The organism is Leisingera sp. ANG-Vp (assembly GCF_000813725.1).
Lineage (GTDB): Bacteria > Pseudomonadota > Alphaproteobacteria > Rhodobacterales > Rhodobacteraceae > Leisingera.
Map to the genome: position 1 here is coordinate 13,525 of NZ_JWLD01000029.1, position 18,852 is coordinate 32,376.

The following is an 18,852-nucleotide window of genomic DNA, read 5'->3' on the forward strand; positions in this document are numbered from 1 at the left end:
GAATGTCCGGAACAATGGGTTGCAACGCAGCATGGCGTTGAGTTGAAGAATGGCAGGTGTGGACCTTTGGGACAGGACCGATTGATTTCGTTTGATCATCATAATTCACCGGTTGAAAATCGAGCGGTGGCCTGTCTGATCTCTTTAGCCTGAGCGACGCGCAGATGGCGCGACTGGAGCTTTACTTCCCAAACTCTCTTGGCAACTTGGGGTCGATGGCCGCCGCGTCCTAAGCGGCATTTTCTTCATCATCCGCAATGGCTTGCGCCGGCGGAGTGTGCCGAAGGAATGCCGTCCGCACAAGAGTTTGCATAGCCGTTGGAAGCGATGGAGCGATAAGGGGAACTTCGCCCAGATGGTGGCAGGACTTGCGGCCCGCGTCATTTGCTGGCTTTGGAACCCAATTTTGCCAGAGCCTGGAAGACTGCCTCGAAGTCAACTCGGCTGCAGGATATAGTTTGACTTATCCAAGACCGGGAAAGGGAAGATAAATGTACCGAATCCGCTTGTTTGCCATACGCCATTCAAGAGCCTTTGAGTGGATATACCAGCGGGTCGAGCAGGTTATGGTCGCTTTGGATCCGGTCTTCGGGAAAATCGGATACGACAGGATAGAACGCCCGGTCGCATTCACCGAGAGATGCATCAAGACTGTTCTGTTTGATTGCAAAATGTGCGGTCAGTGTGTGCTGTCTTCGACGGGTATGTCCTGCCCGATGAATTGCCCCAAACAACTTCGAAATGGCCCCTGCGGCGGCGTCAGGCCAGGGGGCTACTGCGAGGTGAAACCGGAGATGAAATGTGTCTGGGCGCTGGCATGGGACGGGGCCTCGAGGATGAAAAACGGAGCCCAGATCGAAACCGTGCTGCCGCCGGTGGAGCGCAATTTGGAAGGGTCATCCTCGTGGCTGCGGGTCAGCCGCGAAAAGGCTGCGAGGCTGCGCGAAGCAAAAGAAAAAGGCCGGGCGGCGGTAGCGGAGGCCTTTGCGGATGCGCGGGCTAAGGAGCCCGCTTCGGCACCGCTGGCCGAAGAGCCTGCCCGCGCCTGCGGAGGGAATAAATGATGGAGCATATGCTGCCCAGTTCGTATGCGCCGCCGCCGGAAGGGCACGTATCGCACAGCAGGCTTGAAAAGGTTCTGCGCTCCGGCCGGTTTGCGATCACAGCGGAACTGAACCCCCCGGACAGCGCTGATCCGTCGGATGTCTACGACGCAGCCCGCCCGCTGGCAGAGGTGGCCGATGCAATAAATGCCACCGATGCTTCCGGGGCGAACTGCCATATGTCGTCGATTGGCATCAGCGCGCTGCTGACCCGCGCGGGTTACTCGCCGGTCTATCAGATTTCCTGCCGCGACCGGAACCGGATTGCGATCCAGGGCGATGTTCTGGGGGCGGCTGCAATGGGGGTTAGCAACGTCCTGTGCTTGACGGGGGATGGCGTGGGGGTTGGCGATCAGCCGGGCGCCAAGCCGGTTTTTGATTTTGACTCGCTGTCCCTGCTCAGGACGATCAAGACAATGCGGGACAGCGGCACTTTTCTGTCCGGCCGGAAGATCACAAACCCGCCCCGCTTGTTCCTGGGTGCCGCAGAAAACCCCTGTATTCCGCCTTATGAGTGGCGGCCCGAAAGGTTGGCCAAAAAAGTGGCGGCAGGTGCTGAATTTATTCAGACAAACTACATTTTTGATATTCCGCTCTTTGAGAATTTTATGTCGCGGGTGCGCGAAATGGGATTGGACAAAAAGGTCTTCATTCTGGCTGGCGTCGGGCCATTGGCCTCGGCCCGCGCAGCACGGTGGATGCGCTCGAATGTACCGGGCATTCATGTCCCGGATGCCCTGATAGACCGTATGGAAAAGTCCTCCAGCCCTGGCGAAGAAGGCAAGAGAATCTGTGTCGAGCTCATACAGCAGATCCGCGAGATAAACGGTGTTTCCGGTATTCATGTTATGGCCTACAGGAAGGAGCACCAAGTTTCTGAAATAATAAATGAATCCGGTGTTCTGTCTTCCCGTTCCGAACTGGCATGATGAGTTCTTGTATGCTTGCAGGACCGGATGGGTTCGTTTGGGACGTTTTATGCAGCTTGAATGTGGAAGTGAGATCCAATGGATTTGACATGGGTCTCATGAGGCAGAGGCCGGGCTGCGCACGGCACGCTTGAAGCTGGCCATCACGGCCGTTCGCCGGCAGCGGCCATGATCAGTCCCAGCAGCGCCGTAAAGAACGCCTTGCCAACCTGGCCCGAGCCAGAAAAAGCTGCAATGGCCGAAGGCTCTGCCGCCATCGGAGCGAGGTGCCTGGTCATGCGAAACAGCAACGCAACAGCCGGTGCAAAGACCATAAGAACGATGGCGCCGATGGTGCTGCCCGAGAAGGGCGCAATAGCTGCAACTGTCCGCGCCTTGCTTGATCTGCACTTTTGGGGGGTCGCCATTTTAGAGGTCAATGTCGGAAGCAGTGAATTCTAACCAGATCAACCCAAGTAGCATTCCTCCGGCAACCCACCTGATCAGGCAGTATAGCGGCTTGGCTGAGCCGGCCAAAGGCGGTCTTCGAACTGCTGATACAACCGAAGGAACATGTTTGTGGCCAAACTTCTGGATCCCTTTCAGCTCAAGCACCTGACGCTGCGCAACCGTATTGTCAGCACCTCCCACGCGCCCAACTATGTTGAAGACGGCCACCCGCGGGACCGTTACAGGCTGTATCACGAAGAAAAGGCCAAGGGCGGCGTCGCTATGACCATGATCGGAGGGTCGACCAATATCGCCCCTGACAGCCCCTCGGTGTTCGGCCAGCTTTACGCGGGCGACGACAGTATCATTCCATGGTTTCGGAAACTCACGGATGGCGTTCACGGGCACGGGGCCGCTGTCATGTGCCAGATCACTCATATGGGCCGCCGGACAGCATGGGATGATGGGCATTGGCTGCCTGTTCTGGGACCGTCTGGTGTTCGCGAACGCGCGCACCGCGCTTTTCCCAAAGTGATGGAGCAAGAGGACATCGACCGGGTCATCGGCGATTTTTCCGCTGCGGCGCGGCGCTGCCAGGAGGGCGGGTTTGACGGGATCGAACTGTTGTCCCACTCGCACTTGCTTGGCCAGTTCCTTTCCCCGCTGACCAACCAGCGCGACGACAGCTATGGCGGAACGCTGGAGAACCGCATGCGCCTGACCCTGCAAGTGCTGGATGCCGTGCGCGCAGAGGTGGGGCCGGATTTCCTGCTGTCCATGCGCATCACTGGCGATGAATTGACCAGCGGAGGGCTGAGCGCCGCGGACTGTGCCGCGGCTGCCCGGATGCTGGAAGACAGCGGCCATGTCGATTTGCTCAACATTCTGGCCGGCGCGCCATACGATGATCTTGGGCTTGCAGAATGGGTGCGTCCCATGGGACTGCCTGCGGCGCCGCATCTTACTGTGGCGGGCCGCATCCGTGAAGCTGTCAGCCTGCCGATCCTGCATGCGGGCGGTATCGCCGACATTGCAACGGCCAGCCATGCTGTTTCAGGCGGATATGTCGATCTGGTCGGGATGACGCGTGCTCAGATGGCCGATCCTCATCTGGTGGCAAAACTTGCACGCGGGGAAGAGGAGCGCATCCGTCCCTGTGTTGGTCTTGGCTACTGCGTGGACCGGGTCAATCAGGGCAAGCCGGCTGTATGCGGGCACAATGCCGCCACCGGGCGGGAACAGGTATTGCCCCATGTCATTCGGGCCAGCGGAACCCGCAAGAAAGTTGTTATCGTGGGCGGGGGTCCTGGCGGTCTGGAGGCTGCGCGGGTCAGCGCCCTGCGCGGTCACGATGTTGTTCTATTCGAGGCATCAGACCGGTTGGGGGGGCAGCTTGTTCTGGCCGCAAAAGGCACAACCCGCAGGCAGGTTTGGGGTGTTGCGGATTGGCTGATTTCCGAGGTTTCCGCACTTGGGGTTGATCTCCGCCTGAATACCTATGCGGAAGCTGAGGACGTGCTGGCGGAAGCCCCGGATCTGGTTGTGATTGCCACCGGTGGCTGGCCCGGGCCACTGGCTATTCCTGGCGGTGAACTGGCGCACTCCAGCTGGGAGGTGCTGTCTGGAGAAGTGCGTGTTTCAGGCAAAGTGCTTTTGTTCGACGAGATAGGCGACCACCCTGCTGCGGTCACAGCCGATGCACTCGCTGAAGACGGCCGCGGCGTCGAGCTTGTTTCCCCTGACCGGACGCTTCTGCATGATCTTGGTCCAACGACCTCAGCCGCCGCCTTGCGCGGCCTGGCTGCCAAAGGGACCGGCTTCACCTGTCTTCACGAGCTTCACTCCCTGGCCCGTGAGGAAAACCGTATTCGCGCCCGCCTGCGCCATGTATTGACCGGTGAAATTTCTGAGCGCCTTGTCGACCACGTGGTTGTCGAACATGGCCTTGTTCCCATGGACGACCTGTATCACTGCCTTAAACCGTTGTCGCATAACCTGGGGCAGCTCGATCACAACGCCCTGATCCATGGCGAGGCCCCATTCAAGAACCTGCAGGCGGACGGCCAGTTCCATTTGGCCCGCATTGGGGATGCGGTAGCGGGACGCAACGTGCATGCCGCAATTCTCGACGCGATGCGCCTCTGTGTTAGGGTGTAAATAGATCGCCCTGCATCAACCGCTGAACAGCAGAAGCCCGGCGGCCGGAACCAGTTGGTGCCGCGTCCTGATGGTGCCTGTACCGGCAGGCAGGTGATCCGCCTGTGCAGGGGCGTTCAGTCTGACGGGGAATTCTGCTGGCTCGCTGCCGTCACGGCTCAGCGGCTGATGCCTAAGCCGCTCAATGGGCTGCGTTTTTGAGTTGAGCTTTTATGCAGTAAAATTACAGCACTTTACATGCAGTAATTTTACTGCATATTGGAGTCGTGAAAGATGACCAGCTCGACCTGATATTCAAGGCCCTATCCGACAGCACGCGCCGTCGCATCATCGACCGCCTGAGTAAACAGCCAGCTCAGTCGCTGTTCGAAGTGTGCGCCGCGTCGGTTGCTGAAGATGGGGTTGCGCTGTCCCGGCAAACGGTCTCCCAGCATCTGGCTGTTCTGGAGAAGGCCGGTCTAATCGAGATCGCGTGGAAGGGACGCACAAAGACGCATTCATTGAGCATCAGCGAAGATCATATCGTGGCCGCTTTGTGGCTCACAAACTACAAAGAAAGGGGATCCAAAACATGAAAATCTACGTCACCAGCGTCTTTGTCGATGACCAGGATAAGGCCGAAAAATTCTATACCGAGGTTCTCGGATTTACCGTGAAACACAACATCCCATTGGGAGATTTCCGTTGGCTGACGGTTGTGTCTAAGGAAGATCCGGAGGGGACTGAACTGCTGCTGGAACCCAGCGACCACCCAGCTGTCGGACCATACAAAGAAGCAATTGTCGCCGATGGTATTGCTGCTCATTCTTTTCAGGTGCAAGACCTTGATGCCGAGTGGAAGAAACTGACTGGTCGGGGGGTGACATTTGTTACTGAGCCGATGGATGCGGGAGCAGTGCACATGGCTGTTTTCGATGATACATGCGGAAACCTGATCCAGCTCATCCAGATGAAGGATATGGCATCTGCCTAAGGTGCATGCCAATCAACCTGATCGCGCGACAGGAGGCATTCAACCAGCTTGCAGCATTTGGCAGTTTGGACTGAAATCTACCCTGCACTGCAGTGAGACCAGGCCGCCGGCCCGAATTCCATGCAGGTTTCGGGCGAGGCTGCGAGTTTTGTTTGCGCAGCAGTCCCGGAGCCGGAGAAGTGCGCGGAGCGAGCCGGGCTGTTTTTTCTTTCGCTGTTCCGTTGGTTAACCAGGAAACTGGTTGGGCCTTCGGCTGGCTTAACTGCCGGGTTTCTCCTGGAAAGCGTCCGCGTGACTAGGAAACAGCGTTTGAAGGAAATTCAGTGTCTGTGTCAGCGCCCCCTCACGGGTGTAGCTGTGCGGGAACAGGTGCAATTTCTGCCAATACCCATCAGTCAGCGTATCAATCCAGCCACTGGCCAAGCTTGCCTTGCCGGAATCCTCCGGTGCTAGCTGCCGGCAAATGTCGCTGAGCATTCTGGACCTTTTTTCCTCAAACTCGCCGGTGATCTCGGCGTATTGCGGTACGAAGTTCTGCTCTCCGAAGAAGGCGAACCAAATGGCAAGTGAACTGGGGTTGCAGATCTTTGGGCTAAAGTCAGCCTCGATGATAGTGCGAAGCCGGGCTGCGGGGGCTTCAGGCGACTTGTCGAGCGCTGCCTGCCAGTGGGCCTCGTAGGTCTGGTACTGATCCCGCAGCGCTTCGGTCAGAATGCCGGTCTTGGATTTGAAGTAGAAGACGGCAACCCCCTGCGAAAGCCCGGCCTCGTTGGCCACTGTCGCCAGGGTCGTCTTGGCCAGCCCGTTGGCCACAATCGACTTCAGGGTCGCATCGAGAATCTGCCGCCGCCGCTTGTCGGCGTTTTCCTTGCGTTCCTTGCGCGGCTTCCTGCCGCTGCCTTCCGATGCCGCCATGAGAATTCCAAAAAATACCAATTTTCTCCCTTGTTCCACAATTCGCTGCGCCTGTCAGCCGGATTATTTTTATTTGAGCGCTCAAAAAAACTTTACGGCAAAAATCTTCTCCACTAGGCTCCGGTGGACCGCAGCCGAGTCAGGAGAATTTCATGGGGCAGCACGACAGATACGATGCCATCGTGGCCGGGGCCGGGCACAACGGGCTGACTGCGGCCTGCTATCTGGCCAAGGCCGGGCTGAAGGTTCTGGTGGTGGAAAAGAACGATTGGATCGGCGGTGCGGCGGTGAGCCGTTCGCTGCATGAGGGCTGGACCTACTCCAACTGCTCCTATGTCTGCTCGCTGCTGCGGCGCGAGATCGTGCGCGACCTGGAGCTGCCGAAATACGGGCTGCAGGTAATCCCCTATGAAGGCGGCGCCAGCTTCAGCAGCGATGGCGGTTACTTTGCCTACATGTCGGACCATGATGCCCTGCGCCGGGAGATAGCCCGCCACAGCGCCCATGACGCCGACGCTTATGACCGGTTCAGCCAGACGGTGATCCGCCAGTGCCGCTTTATCCGGCCCTTCCTGCTGCGCAACGCGCCGGACCCGACCTCGCTCAAGCCGCGCGACATCGGCGAGCTGCTGTTCCTGATCAAACAGGCGCACGGGCTGGGCAAGAAAGAGCTGGGCGAGACGCTGCGGTTCTGGTCGATGTCGATCGGCGATTTCCTTGACGAGCATTTCGAGAACGACCTGATCAAGGCCCATATCGCCGGAGCAGGCATCATCGGCACCGGCCTGGGCGTCTATTCGCCAGGCACTGCCTATGTGCTGCTGCACCACTATATGGGTGACGTGGACGGCGCGATCGGCGCCTGGGGCTTTGCCCGCGGCGGTATGGGGGCGATCTCCAACGCGCTGGGCGCCTGTTTCGAGGAGGCCGGCGGCACCATCGTCACCGGCTCCGGCGTCGACCGTTTCCTGGTGGAAGGCGGCAAGGTGACCGGCGTTGCGCTGGACAATGGCGACGAGTACCGCGCCCCCATTGTCGCGTCGAACATGGACGTGAAACGCACCTTCCTGCAGCACACCGGCCAGCAGCATCTGCCCGATGACTTCGTGAAAGCCGTCAAACGGTTCAAGATCCGCGGCTCCTCGGGCAAGCTGAACATTGCCTTGGATGCACTGCCCGAGTTTCCGGCCGCCCCCAAAGGCGCGCCTTTCCTGCGCGGCGATCTGCATTGCGCCGAAAGCCTGAACGAGCTGGAACGCGCCTATGACGACTGGAAGGAGGGGCGCTGGTCGCAGAACCCCTATTTCGACATGCTGATCCCCAGCCAGATCGATCCGACCATGGCGCCGCCGGGCAAGCACATGATGACCGTCTTTGTGCAATACGCGCCTTATGACCTTGAGGTCGGCGGCGTGCGCGCTGGCACTAATTGGAACGGCCAGACCCGCGGCGCCTTTGCCGACTGCGTCTTTGACAAGCTGGAGCAGGCCTGCCCCGACATCCGCAGCAAGACCGTGCACGCCGAGGTCCGCACACCTTGGGATATTGAGCAGGAAGTGAGCCTCACCGAAGGCAACATCTTCCAGGGCGAGCTGACCTTTGACCAGCTGCTCTTTAACCGCCCGGTGCCGGGCTATGCGCAATACGACACCCCGATTGACGGCATGTATATCGTCGGATCCTCGGCGCATCCGGGCGGAGGGGTGATGGCGGCGCCGGGCGCCAATGCGGCGCGGGAAATCCTGCGCAACATCGGGCGCGGCGGCAACATGACCGGTTATGCGGCCTGAGGAGCGGAAGATGACCACAGCAACTTACGACGCAATTGTCATCGGCGCCGGCCACAATGGTCTGGCCGCGGCTGCGACCCTGGCCCGCAAGGGCAAATCGGTCTGCGTGATTGAAAAGAACAATACCGCCGGCGGCATGGCCCGCAACACCACGCTTGCGGGCGGCATCGAGGTGCCCGAGATTGCGCATCTGCTCTACAACCTGCATCCCAAGGTGAAAAAGGAGCTGGGACTGGGCACTTCCCGCGCGCCGCTGGAAGTACAGGAACTGCCCGCCGTTTCGCTGTCAGCAGACGGCAATCACGCGGTGATTCGAAATGGCAGGGCGGAGTTGCCGGACGGGCGCCCGCACCCGGAAGCAGAGCCCTTTGCCGAACTGATGCGCCGCCTGACCCTGTTTGCGGATCTGCTGGGGCAGCTGTCTACAAAATCCCCGCCCTCGCTTGAGGGCGGTTTGACCAGCCTGGAAACGCTTACAGAACTTGCTGGTCTGGCCAAGCTGGGGCTGGATCTGAAGCGGATGGGCAAGAAGGACATGCGCGAGTTCCTCCGCGTGCTCCTGTCCAACGCCTACGACCTGCTCCTGGACGATCTCGAAGACGGCCCGCTGGCCGGGGCGCTGGCGGCGGATGCGGTGCACGGCGCTTATGCCGGGCCGCGTTCCCCCGGAACTGTGTTTTCCCTGATGTACCGCCTGGGGCAGGGCGGCGGTGCGCAGCTGCCGATGGGCGGTATGGGCGCTGTCTCAGCCGCGTTTGAGAAGGCTGCCCGTGCTGCCGGAGCCGAAATCCGCACCGGCCTGGGCGTGGCCCGGGTACTGGTCGAAGGCGACCGCGCAGCAGGTGTGGTGCTGGAAGACGGGTCTGAATTGTCCGCCAGGACGGTTCTAAGCAACACCGGCCCGATGCCCGCGATGATGCTGGCGGGGGCAGAGCATTACGACACCGAAATGGTGCGCCGGATGCGCAACCAGCGCTGCAAGGGCGCGGCGGCCAAGGTCAATCTGGTGCTGAGCGGCGCGCCGGAGTTCACCGGCCTCAGCCCGAAGCTTGCCGCAGGGCGGCTGCTGATTGCCCCCAGCGCAACCTATGTGGAGCGCGCTTTCAACCCGGCCAAGTATGGCGAACTGCCGGAAAACCCGGTGATCGAGGCCGTGCTGCCCAGCTTGTCTGACCCGGCTATGACGGCTGGCGGGCAGCATGTGCTGTCGGCCGTGGTCAGCTCGGTTCCTTACGGGCTGGAGAGCGGCTGGGACGAGGCAGCCCGCAGCAAACTGGCGTCCGTCACACTCGCCGCTCTGGAGAAATACGCCCCCGGCATCGGCGCGTTGGTCACGGAGGCACAAGTGCTCAGCCCGGCCTGCATCGAAGCCCGCACAGGTGCTCCCGGCGGCCATTGGCATCATGCCGAGATGGGCATCGACCAGATCCTCACGGTGCGGCCCGCCAACGGCATGGCGCAGTACCGCTTCGGACCAGAGGGCTATTACCTTTGCGGCGCGGGTGCCCATCCGGGCGGCGACGTGACCGGGCTGGCGGGGCGCAACAGCGCATTGCAGCTTCTGAAAGACGGGGTTCTCTGATGACCAAACATGTTCCTATCGGCCTGATCGAAACCCCGTTCCATGCGCGGCTTGAGATGCTCAGTACGGCCAAGAGCTGGACCAACTGGGCCGGTTTCATCTCGCCCGCGGCTCTGGACACGGTGGAGTTTGAATACTTCGCCATCCGCAACCAGTGCACCCTGTTCGACATCTCGCCGATGCACAAATACCGCATCACCGGGCCGGATGCCTTGAAAGTGGTGAACCGCCTGGTCACCCGCAACGCTGCCAAGCTGCGTGACGGGCGGGTCGGCTATGTTCTGTGGTGCGATGAAGAGGGCATGGTGATCGACGACGGCACCTTGTTCCGCTTCTCCGAAACCGACTTCCGCCTGTGCTGCCAGGAGCCGATGTACACGTGGCTGCTGGACACCGCCTGGGGCTTTGACGCCGAAATCACCGACGAAAGCCACGGTATTGCCGCCCTCTCGCTGCAAGGGCCGACCTCGTTTTCACTGCTGCAGGACGCCGGACTGGGCGCCGTGGCTGATATGAAGCCCTTCGACTGGAGCGAGATCGAGCCGGACCTGTGGGTTTCGCGCACCGGATTCACCGGCGATCTGGGATATGAGCTTTGGGTGCCCAACGAAAAGGCGCTGGAGCTGTGGGACCGTCTGTGGGCCGCAGGCGGCCATTGGGGCCTGAAGGCCATCGGCTTTGAGGCGCTCAACATCTGCCGGATCGAGGCCGGGTTCATTGCCGCGGGCTTTGATTTCCAGCCGGTGCATACCGCGATGCGCTTGGGCCGCGGCCGCAGCCCGCTGGAGCTGGGCTTTGCCAAGATGGTGGATTTCACCAAGGGCCACTTCAACGGCCGCCGTGCGCTGCTGAAACAGCAGCAAACCGGCCTGCGCTACCACCTGCGCAAAATTGATATCGGCGGCTTCAAACCCGCGGACGGCGCGCTGATCTACCACAAGAAAAAGAAAGAGGTGGGGCATGTGACCTCCGGCGTTTGGTCCCCCACCACCAAGCGCAATATCGCGCTGGCCGAGTTCAAGGCGCCTTACGCCGAGGGCATCACCGATGATCTCTGGGCCGAAGTCTACGTCAACGAGGAAGGCCAATGGGACAGGCGCCTGGTGCCGGTTTCCATCGAAGACAAGCCCTTCTTCATCCACAGCCGCGCGCGGGCAACCCCGCCGCGCCCGTTCTAATCCGTAACAGGTGCTCCAATGACCAAGATGACCCCGAACAGCTTTACCAACGAACCGAGCCCGGACACCCTGCACGAGTGGGACCGCACCCATCAGCTGCACCCGTGGATGGCCATGGACGACTGGCGCGGCTACGACAACATGCTGATGGAAAGCGCGGACGGCATCCATCTGTGGGACGCCTCCGGCAAGCGCTATATCGACGGCCCGGGCGGCATGTGGTGCACCCAGATCGGCTATGGCCGCCGGGAAATGGCCGATGCCATTGCCGAACAGGTGATGAAGCTGCCCTACACGTCTCCTTTCACCAACACCACCGAACCTTCGGCAGTGCTGGCAAGGAAGATCGCCGAAATGGCGCCGGGCGATCTGAACAACGTCTTCTTCACCACCGGCGGCTCCACCGCGGTGGATACGGCGCTGCGCACCATGCAGTACATGAACAACCGCCGCGGCAAGCCGGAAAAGAAGAAGATCCTTGCCCGCGAAAAAGGCTACCATGGCTCCACCTATCTGGCCCATTCGGTAACCGGCAAGGAGCGCGACAAAAGCCATTTCGATTTCGAAACCCGGCTGGTGCATTTCCTGCCCGACGTGAACCCCTACCGCCGCCCCGCAGGCATGAGCGTCGAGGACTGGTGCGATGCCAAGGTAGCGGACCTTGAAACCGCCATTGCCGAGATCGGCGCGGACAACATCGGCGCCTTCATAGCCGAACCGATCCTTTCCTCCGGCGGCGTCATCGTTCCGGCGCCCGGCTATCACAAACGGACCTGGGAGCTGTGCCGGGCCAATGACATCCTCTATATTTCCGACGAGGTGGTGACCGGTTTCGGCCGCCTAGGCCATTGGTTCGCCTCCGAAGAGGTCTTTGGCATCCAGCCCGACATGATCACCTGCGCCAAGGGGCTCACCTCCGGCTATCTGCCGCTGGGCGCCTGCATCATCTCGGACCGGGTGATGGAGCAGATGAGCCATCTGGGCTCCCCGTCCTCCTACACCAATGGATACACTTACTCCGGCCACCCAGTGTCCTGCGTTGCGGCACTGAAGAACATCGAGATCATCGAGCGTGAAGGCATTCTGGAGCATGTCCGCGCCGTCACCCCGCATTTCCAGTCCCGCCTGCGCGACCTGATGAAGTTCGACATCGTCGGCGACGCCCGCGGCGAGGGACTGCTGGGCTGCATCGAATGCCAGGCCGAGGATTTGGAGGCCGAGCGCAAGCTGGGCTCGATGATCGATGCGGCTTGCGAGGAGATGGGCCTGATCGTGCGCCCGCTGATCAACATGGCGGTGTTCTCGCCGCCGCTGGTCATCACCCTCGAGCAGATTGACGAGATGTTCGACATCCTGGAGCGCGCCATCCAGCAGGTGGAGGCGCAGCTGGCTGCCTAAAGCTGGAGGGGGTGGCACCAGGACTCCCGTCACCCTTCCCCGAACTGGCGGGCGCAACCGGTGGTCCCGGTGCCCGCCTTTTTTGTGCATAGTTTCCGGGGTGCTCTCTTTCAATGACACGAAAAAGCCAGCCGTCCCGCGGTATGTCCTGCGGGAGGGCTGGCTGAGCTTGCGTATCTAAACTGTGTGCTCGCGGCGGCCGTATTTCTTCGCCAGATCCACGTCCTGCCCGAGGTCCATCGCGGCGCGGTAGCCGCTTTGCACAGCCGCGGCGATGATGTGGGGCGCTTCGGCATCGCCGATGCGGGACACCGATTTGATCCCGGCCACCTGCAGCCCGTCTCCCATTGCCTTCAGCCCATCATAGAGCCCCAGCACCGGCAGACGGCGGGTGAGAGGGATGATGGCGTCGCAGGCCAGCGAACTGCGGGCGCCCGAGAACATGCAGGCCAGCACCGCTTCGCCTTTTTGCGCGGCCACCAGCGTCCGGTTGGGCACCACGGCCACACCTGCCTCGATCAGCGCGGCGTTGGACTGGTAGACCTCGGTGGTCCATTGGCCCCAGTCGCAGGGCCGGCCCGCAGGCGTGACCAGAGTGACCCGGTGCCCCTCCTTGCGCAGCTGCAGCGCCAGGACCGAGCCGAGGTAGTAGTGGTCGTCGTCATAGATCACCACGTGATCCGCATTGAGCCTCTCGCTGTTCAGAACGGTTTCGGCGGAGACGATCATGCCGGGGGCTTCCTCCTCCAGCCCGGTATCGGAGTGGCGCCCGATGGTGTCCGTGGCCCAGACCGCCCCGGTGGCGGCGATCACATGCGAAACACCGAGGTCCAGCACATCGGCTGCTTCCAGCGGGCTTTCCGGGTAAACCTCGACGTTGGACAGCTTTTCGATCTGCCCCACGCGCCAGTCACGCACACGGGCCCATTCGCTCATGCCTGGCAGGCGGGATTCACGGGAAACACGCCCGCCCAATGTCCTGCTTGCCTCGGCCAGCATCACCGGGTGGCCGCGTTCGCCCAGGACCCGGGCGGCCTCCAGTCCGGCAGGGCCAGCACCGACAACCAGCACTTTCTCGGGCCTTTCACTGCGCCCGGCCTTCTCGGGGTGCCAGCCCTGGCGCCATTCCTCTCCCATGGTGGGGTTCTGGGTGCAGCGCAGCGGCACCCCCAGCGAGTCATGCGCATAGCAGATGTTGCAGCCTATGCATTCGCGGATGTCCTCGCTGCGGCCTTCCTCGATCTTCTTTGGCAGGAACGGATCGGCAATCGAAGGCCGCGCTGCGCCGATCAGGTCCTGGCCGCCCTGGCGGATCACCTGCGCCATGGTGTCGGGCGAAGTATAGCGGCCGACCGCCACCACGGGTTTTGAAGTCAGCGCCTTCGCCTGGGCAATGCTGTCCGAGAAGGAAGCTTCCTTTACAAACCGGCTTGCCCCCATTTCAACGCCATAGTCCGGCACCACCAAATCCCATAGATCCGGCAGGTCTGCCAGCATGGCAAAGGCGTCATAGCTTTCGGCATCTCCCAGCCCGACGCTGAAACGGGTGGCGACGGCGCATTTGTGACCGACGGCCTCCTTGGTTTCCTCGATCAGTTCGCGCACCAGCCGAACCCGGTTCTCTAATGAGCCGCCGTATTCGTCGCTGCGGGTGTTGTTCACCGGGTCCAGGAACTCGGACAGAAGATAGCCGTGGGTGGCGTAGACATACACAATGTCAAACCCCGCCTCGACGGCTCGCAAGGCGGCATCGCGGTGCCATTTGCGGATGTTGCGGATATCCTCGCGGTCGATCTTGCGCGCCTGGCCGGGGTGCAGAACGGTGGCATCCGTCTGCGGCCGGTTGCGCATCCCCAAAGGGGCCAGCCGGGTGCCGAAATTGGTTACCATGCCACCGCCGATCCACAGCTCCACCCCGGCCAGCGCACCGTGTTCATGCACCGCGTCCGTCATCAGCCGGTTGGCGCGGATGTCATCCGCGTCCCACAGTGCTGCATAGGGGTAATAGTCATTGTCCGAGGTCGGATGGATCGAGCAGAACTCGGTGTTCACAACCCCCCAGCCGCCTTCCGCCTTCATCCCCCGCATTGCCGCCACCGTGCGCGGCCGCCGCCAGCCCATGCCGGCGCAATGCGGCACCTGGTAAAACCGGTTCTTCGTCTCCACGGGGCCGATTTTCAGCGGCTGAAACAGGATGTCATGGCGGGGATCGCGCATTGATGTGAACCCTTTGCTAGGCAGATTGGATCTAAAGTTTGATTGAGCGCTCAAATAATTCTTGTGTCAAGCCGGATTCCCTCCTAACCTTTTTCTATCACGGCCGGACCTGCGCCGGAGGAGGCAACAGGCAGGAAAACAGGGCCGCGGCAACAGGGAGACTTTCATGAAAATTTTGAAAACAGCCACGGCGCTTGGCACGGTTCTGTCTTTGCAGGCAGGGGCAGCCATGGCCGCCGATGCAGAGCTGACCGTGTTCGACTGGGCGGGCTACGAGGACCCTGAGTTTTTCTCTGCCTATATCGAACAACATGGCGACGGCCCCACCTTCGCCTTTTTCGGAGATGAGGAGGAAGCTTTCCAAAAACTGCGCTCGGGGTTCCAGGCTGATGTCGTGCATCCCTGCTCGCAGTCGGTGCCAAAGTGGATCGAGGCCGGGCTGCTGGCGCCGCTTGATACCTCCAGAATTGAGCGCTGGGACGAGCTGGAACCCAGCTTCCGCGATATCGCGGCCTACACCAAGGACGGGCAGAGCTACTTCATCCCGGCCGATTGGGGCAACACCGCGGTTACCTACCACACCGAACACCTGAGCGACGCAGATGTCGCCACTCTGCAGGCCTTTGCGGATCCCAAGCACCAGGGCCGGATCTCGATTGGCGACAATGTTGACGACGCCTATGCGCTGGGTTTCCTGGCCACAGGCGTCACCGACTGGACCAGCGCAACCGACGCGCAGTTCCAGGCGGCCTCAGCATTCCTGCGGCAGGTGCACCAGAACGTGCGGACCTATTGGTCGGACGGGGCTTCGCTGGCGCAGCTGATGCAAAGCGGCGAGGTGTATCTCGCCTGGGCGTGGAACGAGACCTATTCGACGATGACCTATGAAGGCCATCCGATTGCGGTGAACCGTGACACTGCGGAAGGTGCCTCAAGCTGGGTGTGCGGATACTCGAAGCTCGCCAACGCGCCAGGTTCTGAAGACAAATTCTACGACTTCATCAACGCCTGGCTGGAGCCGAAAACAGCCAATTACCTGGTCACCCAATGGGGCTATGGCCATGGCAATGCCAAGGCCATGGCCGAGATGAGCCCCGGCGATCTGGCGGCTGTTGGGCTTGAGAGCAACGAGAAGCTTCGGGAAAAGACGCTTTGGCAGGGGCCTGTTCCTGCGGCGCTGCGGGAAAAGATGATTGCCGAGTTCGAGCTGATCAAGGCTGGCTTCTGAGCTCTGGGCAAGTCCTTATGAAAAGAACGCCCCGCCAATCGGCGGGGCGTTCTTCTTTGCTGATCAGGGCCGGAAAAACAGCTGGGGCAATGCCCCGGCCGCTTATTGGAACAGAACGATTGAATCCGCGCCCCAGCCAACCGGCACTTTGCTGCCTGCAGGTGCGATGGAACGGCCGGCCGTGTTGCGCATCGAAATGGTCACATCCTCGCCGTGGCCGGGCAGGCGCACACTGTAATAGGTCATGTCGCCGTAATAGGCGGTGCTGGTCACAGTGCCTGTTGTGACCTGTTCGGTCTGTTCGCTGCCTTCGAACAGAATGGTCAGCATTTCAGGCCGGATGCCGACAGTATCAATGTTCTGCAGGTCCAGCCCCTCGGGAACCAGAGATGAGGGCATTTCGATATTGCCCAAAGCAGGAATATCAAGCGCCAGATGGCCGTTCATACCGCCCATGGCTTTGGCGTCGAGAAAATTCATCACACCAATGAAGGACGCAATGCGCTTGTCTGCCGGGCGGCGGTACAGCTCTTCGGGGGTGGCCAGCTGGGCAATCCGGCCGTCGAACATCACCGCAATCCGGTCGGACATGGTCAGGGCCTCCTCCTGGTCGTGGGTCACCAGGATGAAGGTGATGCCAAGCTTCTGCTGCAGCTGGCGCAGCTCCACCTGCATCTGGTCGCGCAGCTTCTTGTCGAGCGCCGACAACGGCTCGTCCAGCAGCACCACCTTGGGCTTCATCACCAGCGCCCGGGCCAGCGCCACCCGCTGCCGCTGGCCGCCGGACAGCTCATGCGCGGCGCGGGACCCCAGCCCGCCCAGGTCCACCATCTGCAGCGCCTGCTCCACCTCGCGGGCAATCTCGGCCTTGGGCAGCTTGCGGGTCTTCAGGCCGTAACCGACGTTTTCGGCGACGCTCAGATGCGGGAAGATCGCATAGGACTGAAACACCATATTGGTGGGGCGGCGGTTGGCAGGCACGCCTGCCATGTCCTGGCCTCCAATCATGATGGTGCCATCGGTCGGCGTCTCGAACCCGGCGATCATCCGCAGCAGGGTGGTCTTGCCGCAGCCTGATGGCCCCAGCAGCGAAAAGAACTCGCCTTCGTTTATGGTTGCGTCGATACCTTTCAGAGCCTGGAAGGTGCCGAAATTCTTGGTGACGCCCGCAAGGTCGATAATGGGCTGAGGGGATGGGCTGGCCATGTCAGGCAAATCCTCCGGTGGCTGAAGCTTCGATACCCTGTTTCCGGGCGGCGCGGCGGCGGAACCATTCGGCCAGGATCAGGAGCAGGACGGACAGGGCCAGCAGGATGGTCCCCAGCGCCATCACCGACGGCAGCTTGGTGGGGAAGCGCAGCTGGCTCCAGATGTAGACGGGCAGGGTGACTTCGGTGCCGGTCAGGAAGAAGGCGATAATGAACTCATCCAGCGAGATGGTGAAGGTGATCAGCAGGCTGGACACCACGCCGGGCATCACCAAGGGCAGTACAATGCGGCGGAAGGTGCCCCAGCGGCTTTCGCCCAGGTCATAAGAGGCTTCCTCCAGGCTGAGGTCCAGTCCCTGAAAGGCTGAGTTCAGAATGGCGATGGCAAAGGGTGTGCAGATCAGCACATGGCCCAGCACCACGGTCACCAGCGACAGCGGCATGCCCAGCTGCATCAGCAGGACCAGCAGTGCAACAGCCACAATGATTTCCGGCAGCACCAGCGGCAGCATGATAAAACTCATCATGCTGCGTTTGAGCGGAAACCTGTAACGGGCTGCGGCCCGCGCCGCACAGGCGCCGAGCATGGTGCTCAGCACGGCTGAAGACAGGCCAACGATCAGCGAGTTGCGCACGGCCCCGTGCAGCGCCTCGGTTTCCCAAAGCACGCCGAACCATTTGCTAGTGAAGCCGGACAGCGGAAAGGAGATCACCGTGGCGTCATTGAAGGCGAACATCGGCAGCAGGATGACCGGCGCGTAGAGAAACACCATGTAGGCAACGGCGTAAACTGCCAGCCACTTGGCTGAGAAAAGCTGAAGCCAGGATTTCATTGCACTTTGCCTCCGAACCGTTTGCCAAGCAGGAAAATGACGGCACTGATTGCTGCGACTATGGCCATCGAGGAGATTGCCAGTGCTGCACCAAGCGGGGCGTTGTTCGCCTTGCCGAATTGGATCTGGATCATGTTGGCGATCATCAGCCCGTCGGTGCCGCCGACCAGCTTCGGCGTGATGAAATCACCGATTGTGGGGATCAGCACGATCAGAGTGGATGCAACAACACCGGGCATCGCCAGCGGCAGGGTGATCCGGAAGAACCGCCGCACCGGCCCGTCGCCGAGGTCTTCGGCGGCCTCCAGCAGCGAGCGGTCGATCTTCTCCAGCGCCACAAAGATCGGCAGGATCGCAAAGGGCGCCCAGGCATGCGCCAGGGTCAGAACCACGGCGTTGGCGTTGTACAGAAGGAAGGTCAGCGGCTCATCGATGACGCCCAGCCCCAGAAGCGCCGTGTTCAGCACGCCGTTATAGCCCAGGATCACTTTCCACAGGAACACCCGCAGCAGATAGCTGGTCCAGAACGGCACCGTGATCAGGAACAGCCACAGCGCCTTGCGGCTCTTGACGTGGAACGACAGGTAATAGGCAATCGGAAAAGCCAGCAGCACGGTGACCGCCGTGACGATCAGCGAAATCGCCAGCGAGCGCAGCACCAGCGTCCTGTAGATCGGTTTGCTCCAGGCTTCGCGGTAATTGTCCAGCGTCAGCGTGGTGTCGAGATCCAGATAATTCTGGGTCCAGAAACTGAAGGTCACCACCATGGCCAGCGGCGCAGCCAGCAGCAGCAGCGAATAGAGCAGCGTCGGGCTGATCAATGCGAGGCCCTGGCGCCTCTCTCCTGTTAACATTCCTGGCTCCTCCTGGCCGGTATTCACGGCGCCGCCCTGGCGGGGGCGGCGCCCGCCT

At 61.2% G+C, this 18,852-nt stretch carries 16 protein-coding genes and 1 pseudogene; 12 read left to right on the forward strand and 5 right to left on the reverse strand.

What is annotated here, in order from left to right:
- Window positions 1-131: 131 nt before the first annotated feature.
- The 7 genes and pseudogenes from RA20_RS26145 to RA20_RS10860 form a co-directional block, all read left to right on the forward strand.
- A pseudogene (locus tag RA20_RS26145) lies at window positions 132-376 on the forward strand (transposase); the annotation flags it as partial.
- 115 nt (window positions 377-491) lie between these two features.
- Complete coding sequence (locus tag RA20_RS10840; protein WP_039128121.1) at window positions 492-1,064, forward strand: methylenetetrahydrofolate reductase C-terminal domain-containing protein; 573 nt, start codon at window positions 492-494, stop codon at window positions 1,062-1,064.
- The gene (locus tag RA20_RS10845; RefSeq protein ID WP_241482241.1) at window positions 1,064-2,032 is read left to right on the forward strand and encodes a methylenetetrahydrofolate reductase; all 969 of its coding nucleotides are present in this window, start codon (window positions 1,064-1,066) and stop codon (window positions 2,030-2,032) included. The genes RA20_RS10840 and RA20_RS10845 overlap by 1 nt, the downstream gene beginning before the upstream one ends.
- A gap of 168 nt (window positions 2,033-2,200) precedes the next feature.
- Window positions 2,201-2,473: a hypothetical protein gene (locus RA20_RS25960; RefSeq protein WP_206540105.1), complete on the forward strand. Its 273-nt coding sequence runs from the start codon at window positions 2,201-2,203 to the stop codon at window positions 2,471-2,473.
- A 111-nt stretch (window positions 2,474-2,584) separates the two neighbouring features.
- Entirely contained in the window at window positions 2,585-4,618 is a 2,034-nt protein-coding gene (locus RA20_RS10850) for an NADH:flavin oxidoreductase (protein WP_039128126.1), read from the forward strand.
- A gap of 266 nt (window positions 4,619-4,884) precedes the next feature.
- Window positions 4,885-5,193 carry an ArsR/SmtB family transcription factor gene (locus RA20_RS10855; protein WP_039128129.1) on the forward strand — a complete coding sequence of 103 codons (309 nt, stop codon included), beginning with the start codon at window positions 4,885-4,887 and terminating at the stop codon, window positions 5,191-5,193.
- Window positions 5,190-5,591, forward strand: a complete 402-nt coding sequence (locus RA20_RS10860; protein WP_039128131.1) for a VOC family protein — start codon at window positions 5,190-5,192, stop codon at window positions 5,589-5,591. The genes RA20_RS10855 and RA20_RS10860 overlap by 4 nt, the downstream gene beginning before the upstream one ends.
- 258 nt (window positions 5,592-5,849) lie before the next feature.
- Here RA20_RS10860 and RA20_RS10865 read toward each other — a convergent pair whose 3' ends face one another.
- Entirely contained in the window at window positions 5,850-6,545 is a 696-nt protein-coding gene (locus RA20_RS10865) for a TetR family transcriptional regulator C-terminal domain-containing protein (protein ID WP_241482243.1), read from the reverse strand.
- Between the two features lie 113 nt (window positions 6,546-6,658).
- On the opposite strand from RA20_RS10865, the gene RA20_RS10870 reads away from it, so the two are divergent.
- From RA20_RS10870 to RA20_RS10885, 4 genes are read left to right on the forward strand one after another with little or no spacing between them, the layout of a single operon-like run.
- Window positions 6,659-8,296, forward strand: a complete 1,638-nt coding sequence (locus tag RA20_RS10870; protein WP_039128137.1) for a phytoene desaturase family protein — start codon at window positions 6,659-6,661, stop codon at window positions 8,294-8,296.
- 10 nt (window positions 8,297-8,306) lie between these two features.
- Entirely contained in the window at window positions 8,307-9,878 is a 1,572-nt protein-coding gene (locus tag RA20_RS10875) for a phytoene desaturase family protein (protein WP_039128157.1), read from the forward strand.
- Complete coding sequence (locus RA20_RS10880; RefSeq protein ID WP_039128139.1) at window positions 9,878-11,056, forward strand: aminomethyltransferase family protein; 1,179 nt, start codon at window positions 9,878-9,880, stop codon at window positions 11,054-11,056. The genes RA20_RS10875 and RA20_RS10880 overlap by 1 nt, the downstream gene beginning before the upstream one ends.
- Window positions 11,057-11,074: 18 nt before the next feature.
- Complete coding sequence (locus RA20_RS10885; RefSeq protein ID WP_446720151.1) at window positions 11,075-12,454, forward strand: aminotransferase; 1,380 nt, start codon at window positions 11,075-11,077, stop codon at window positions 12,452-12,454.
- A gap of 177 nt (window positions 12,455-12,631) precedes the next feature.
- Here RA20_RS10885 and RA20_RS10890 read toward each other — a convergent pair whose 3' ends face one another.
- Entirely contained in the window at window positions 12,632-14,671 is a 2,040-nt protein-coding gene (locus tag RA20_RS10890) for an oxidoreductase (RefSeq protein ID WP_039128143.1), read from the reverse strand.
- 166 nt (window positions 14,672-14,837) lie between these two features.
- Between RA20_RS10890 and RA20_RS10895 the strand changes: the two genes are divergently transcribed.
- Window positions 14,838-15,899, forward strand: a complete 1,062-nt coding sequence (locus RA20_RS10895; RefSeq protein ID WP_039128146.1) for an extracellular solute-binding protein — start codon at window positions 14,838-14,840, stop codon at window positions 15,897-15,899.
- A gap of 102 nt (window positions 15,900-16,001) precedes the next feature.
- Here the strand turns inward: RA20_RS10895 and RA20_RS10900 are convergent, their stop codons facing one another.
- The 3 genes from RA20_RS10900 to RA20_RS10910 are packed head-to-tail and all read right to left on the reverse strand — an operon-like array spanning window position 16,002 to window position 18,794.
- Window positions 16,002-17,105, reverse strand: a complete 1,104-nt coding sequence (locus RA20_RS10900; RefSeq protein WP_039128149.1) for an ABC transporter ATP-binding protein — start codon at window positions 17,103-17,105, stop codon at window positions 16,002-16,004.
- Between the two features lies 1 nt (window position 17,106).
- Window positions 17,107-17,940 carry an ABC transporter permease gene (locus RA20_RS10905; protein ID WP_052248953.1) on the reverse strand — a complete coding sequence of 278 codons (834 nt, stop codon included), beginning with the start codon at window positions 17,938-17,940 and terminating at the stop codon, window positions 17,107-17,109.
- Complete coding sequence (locus RA20_RS10910; protein ID WP_039128152.1) at window positions 17,937-18,794, reverse strand: ABC transporter permease; 858 nt, start codon at window positions 18,792-18,794, stop codon at window positions 17,937-17,939. The genes RA20_RS10905 and RA20_RS10910 overlap by 4 nt, the downstream gene beginning before the upstream one ends.
- Window positions 18,795-18,852 lie beyond the last annotated feature (58 nt).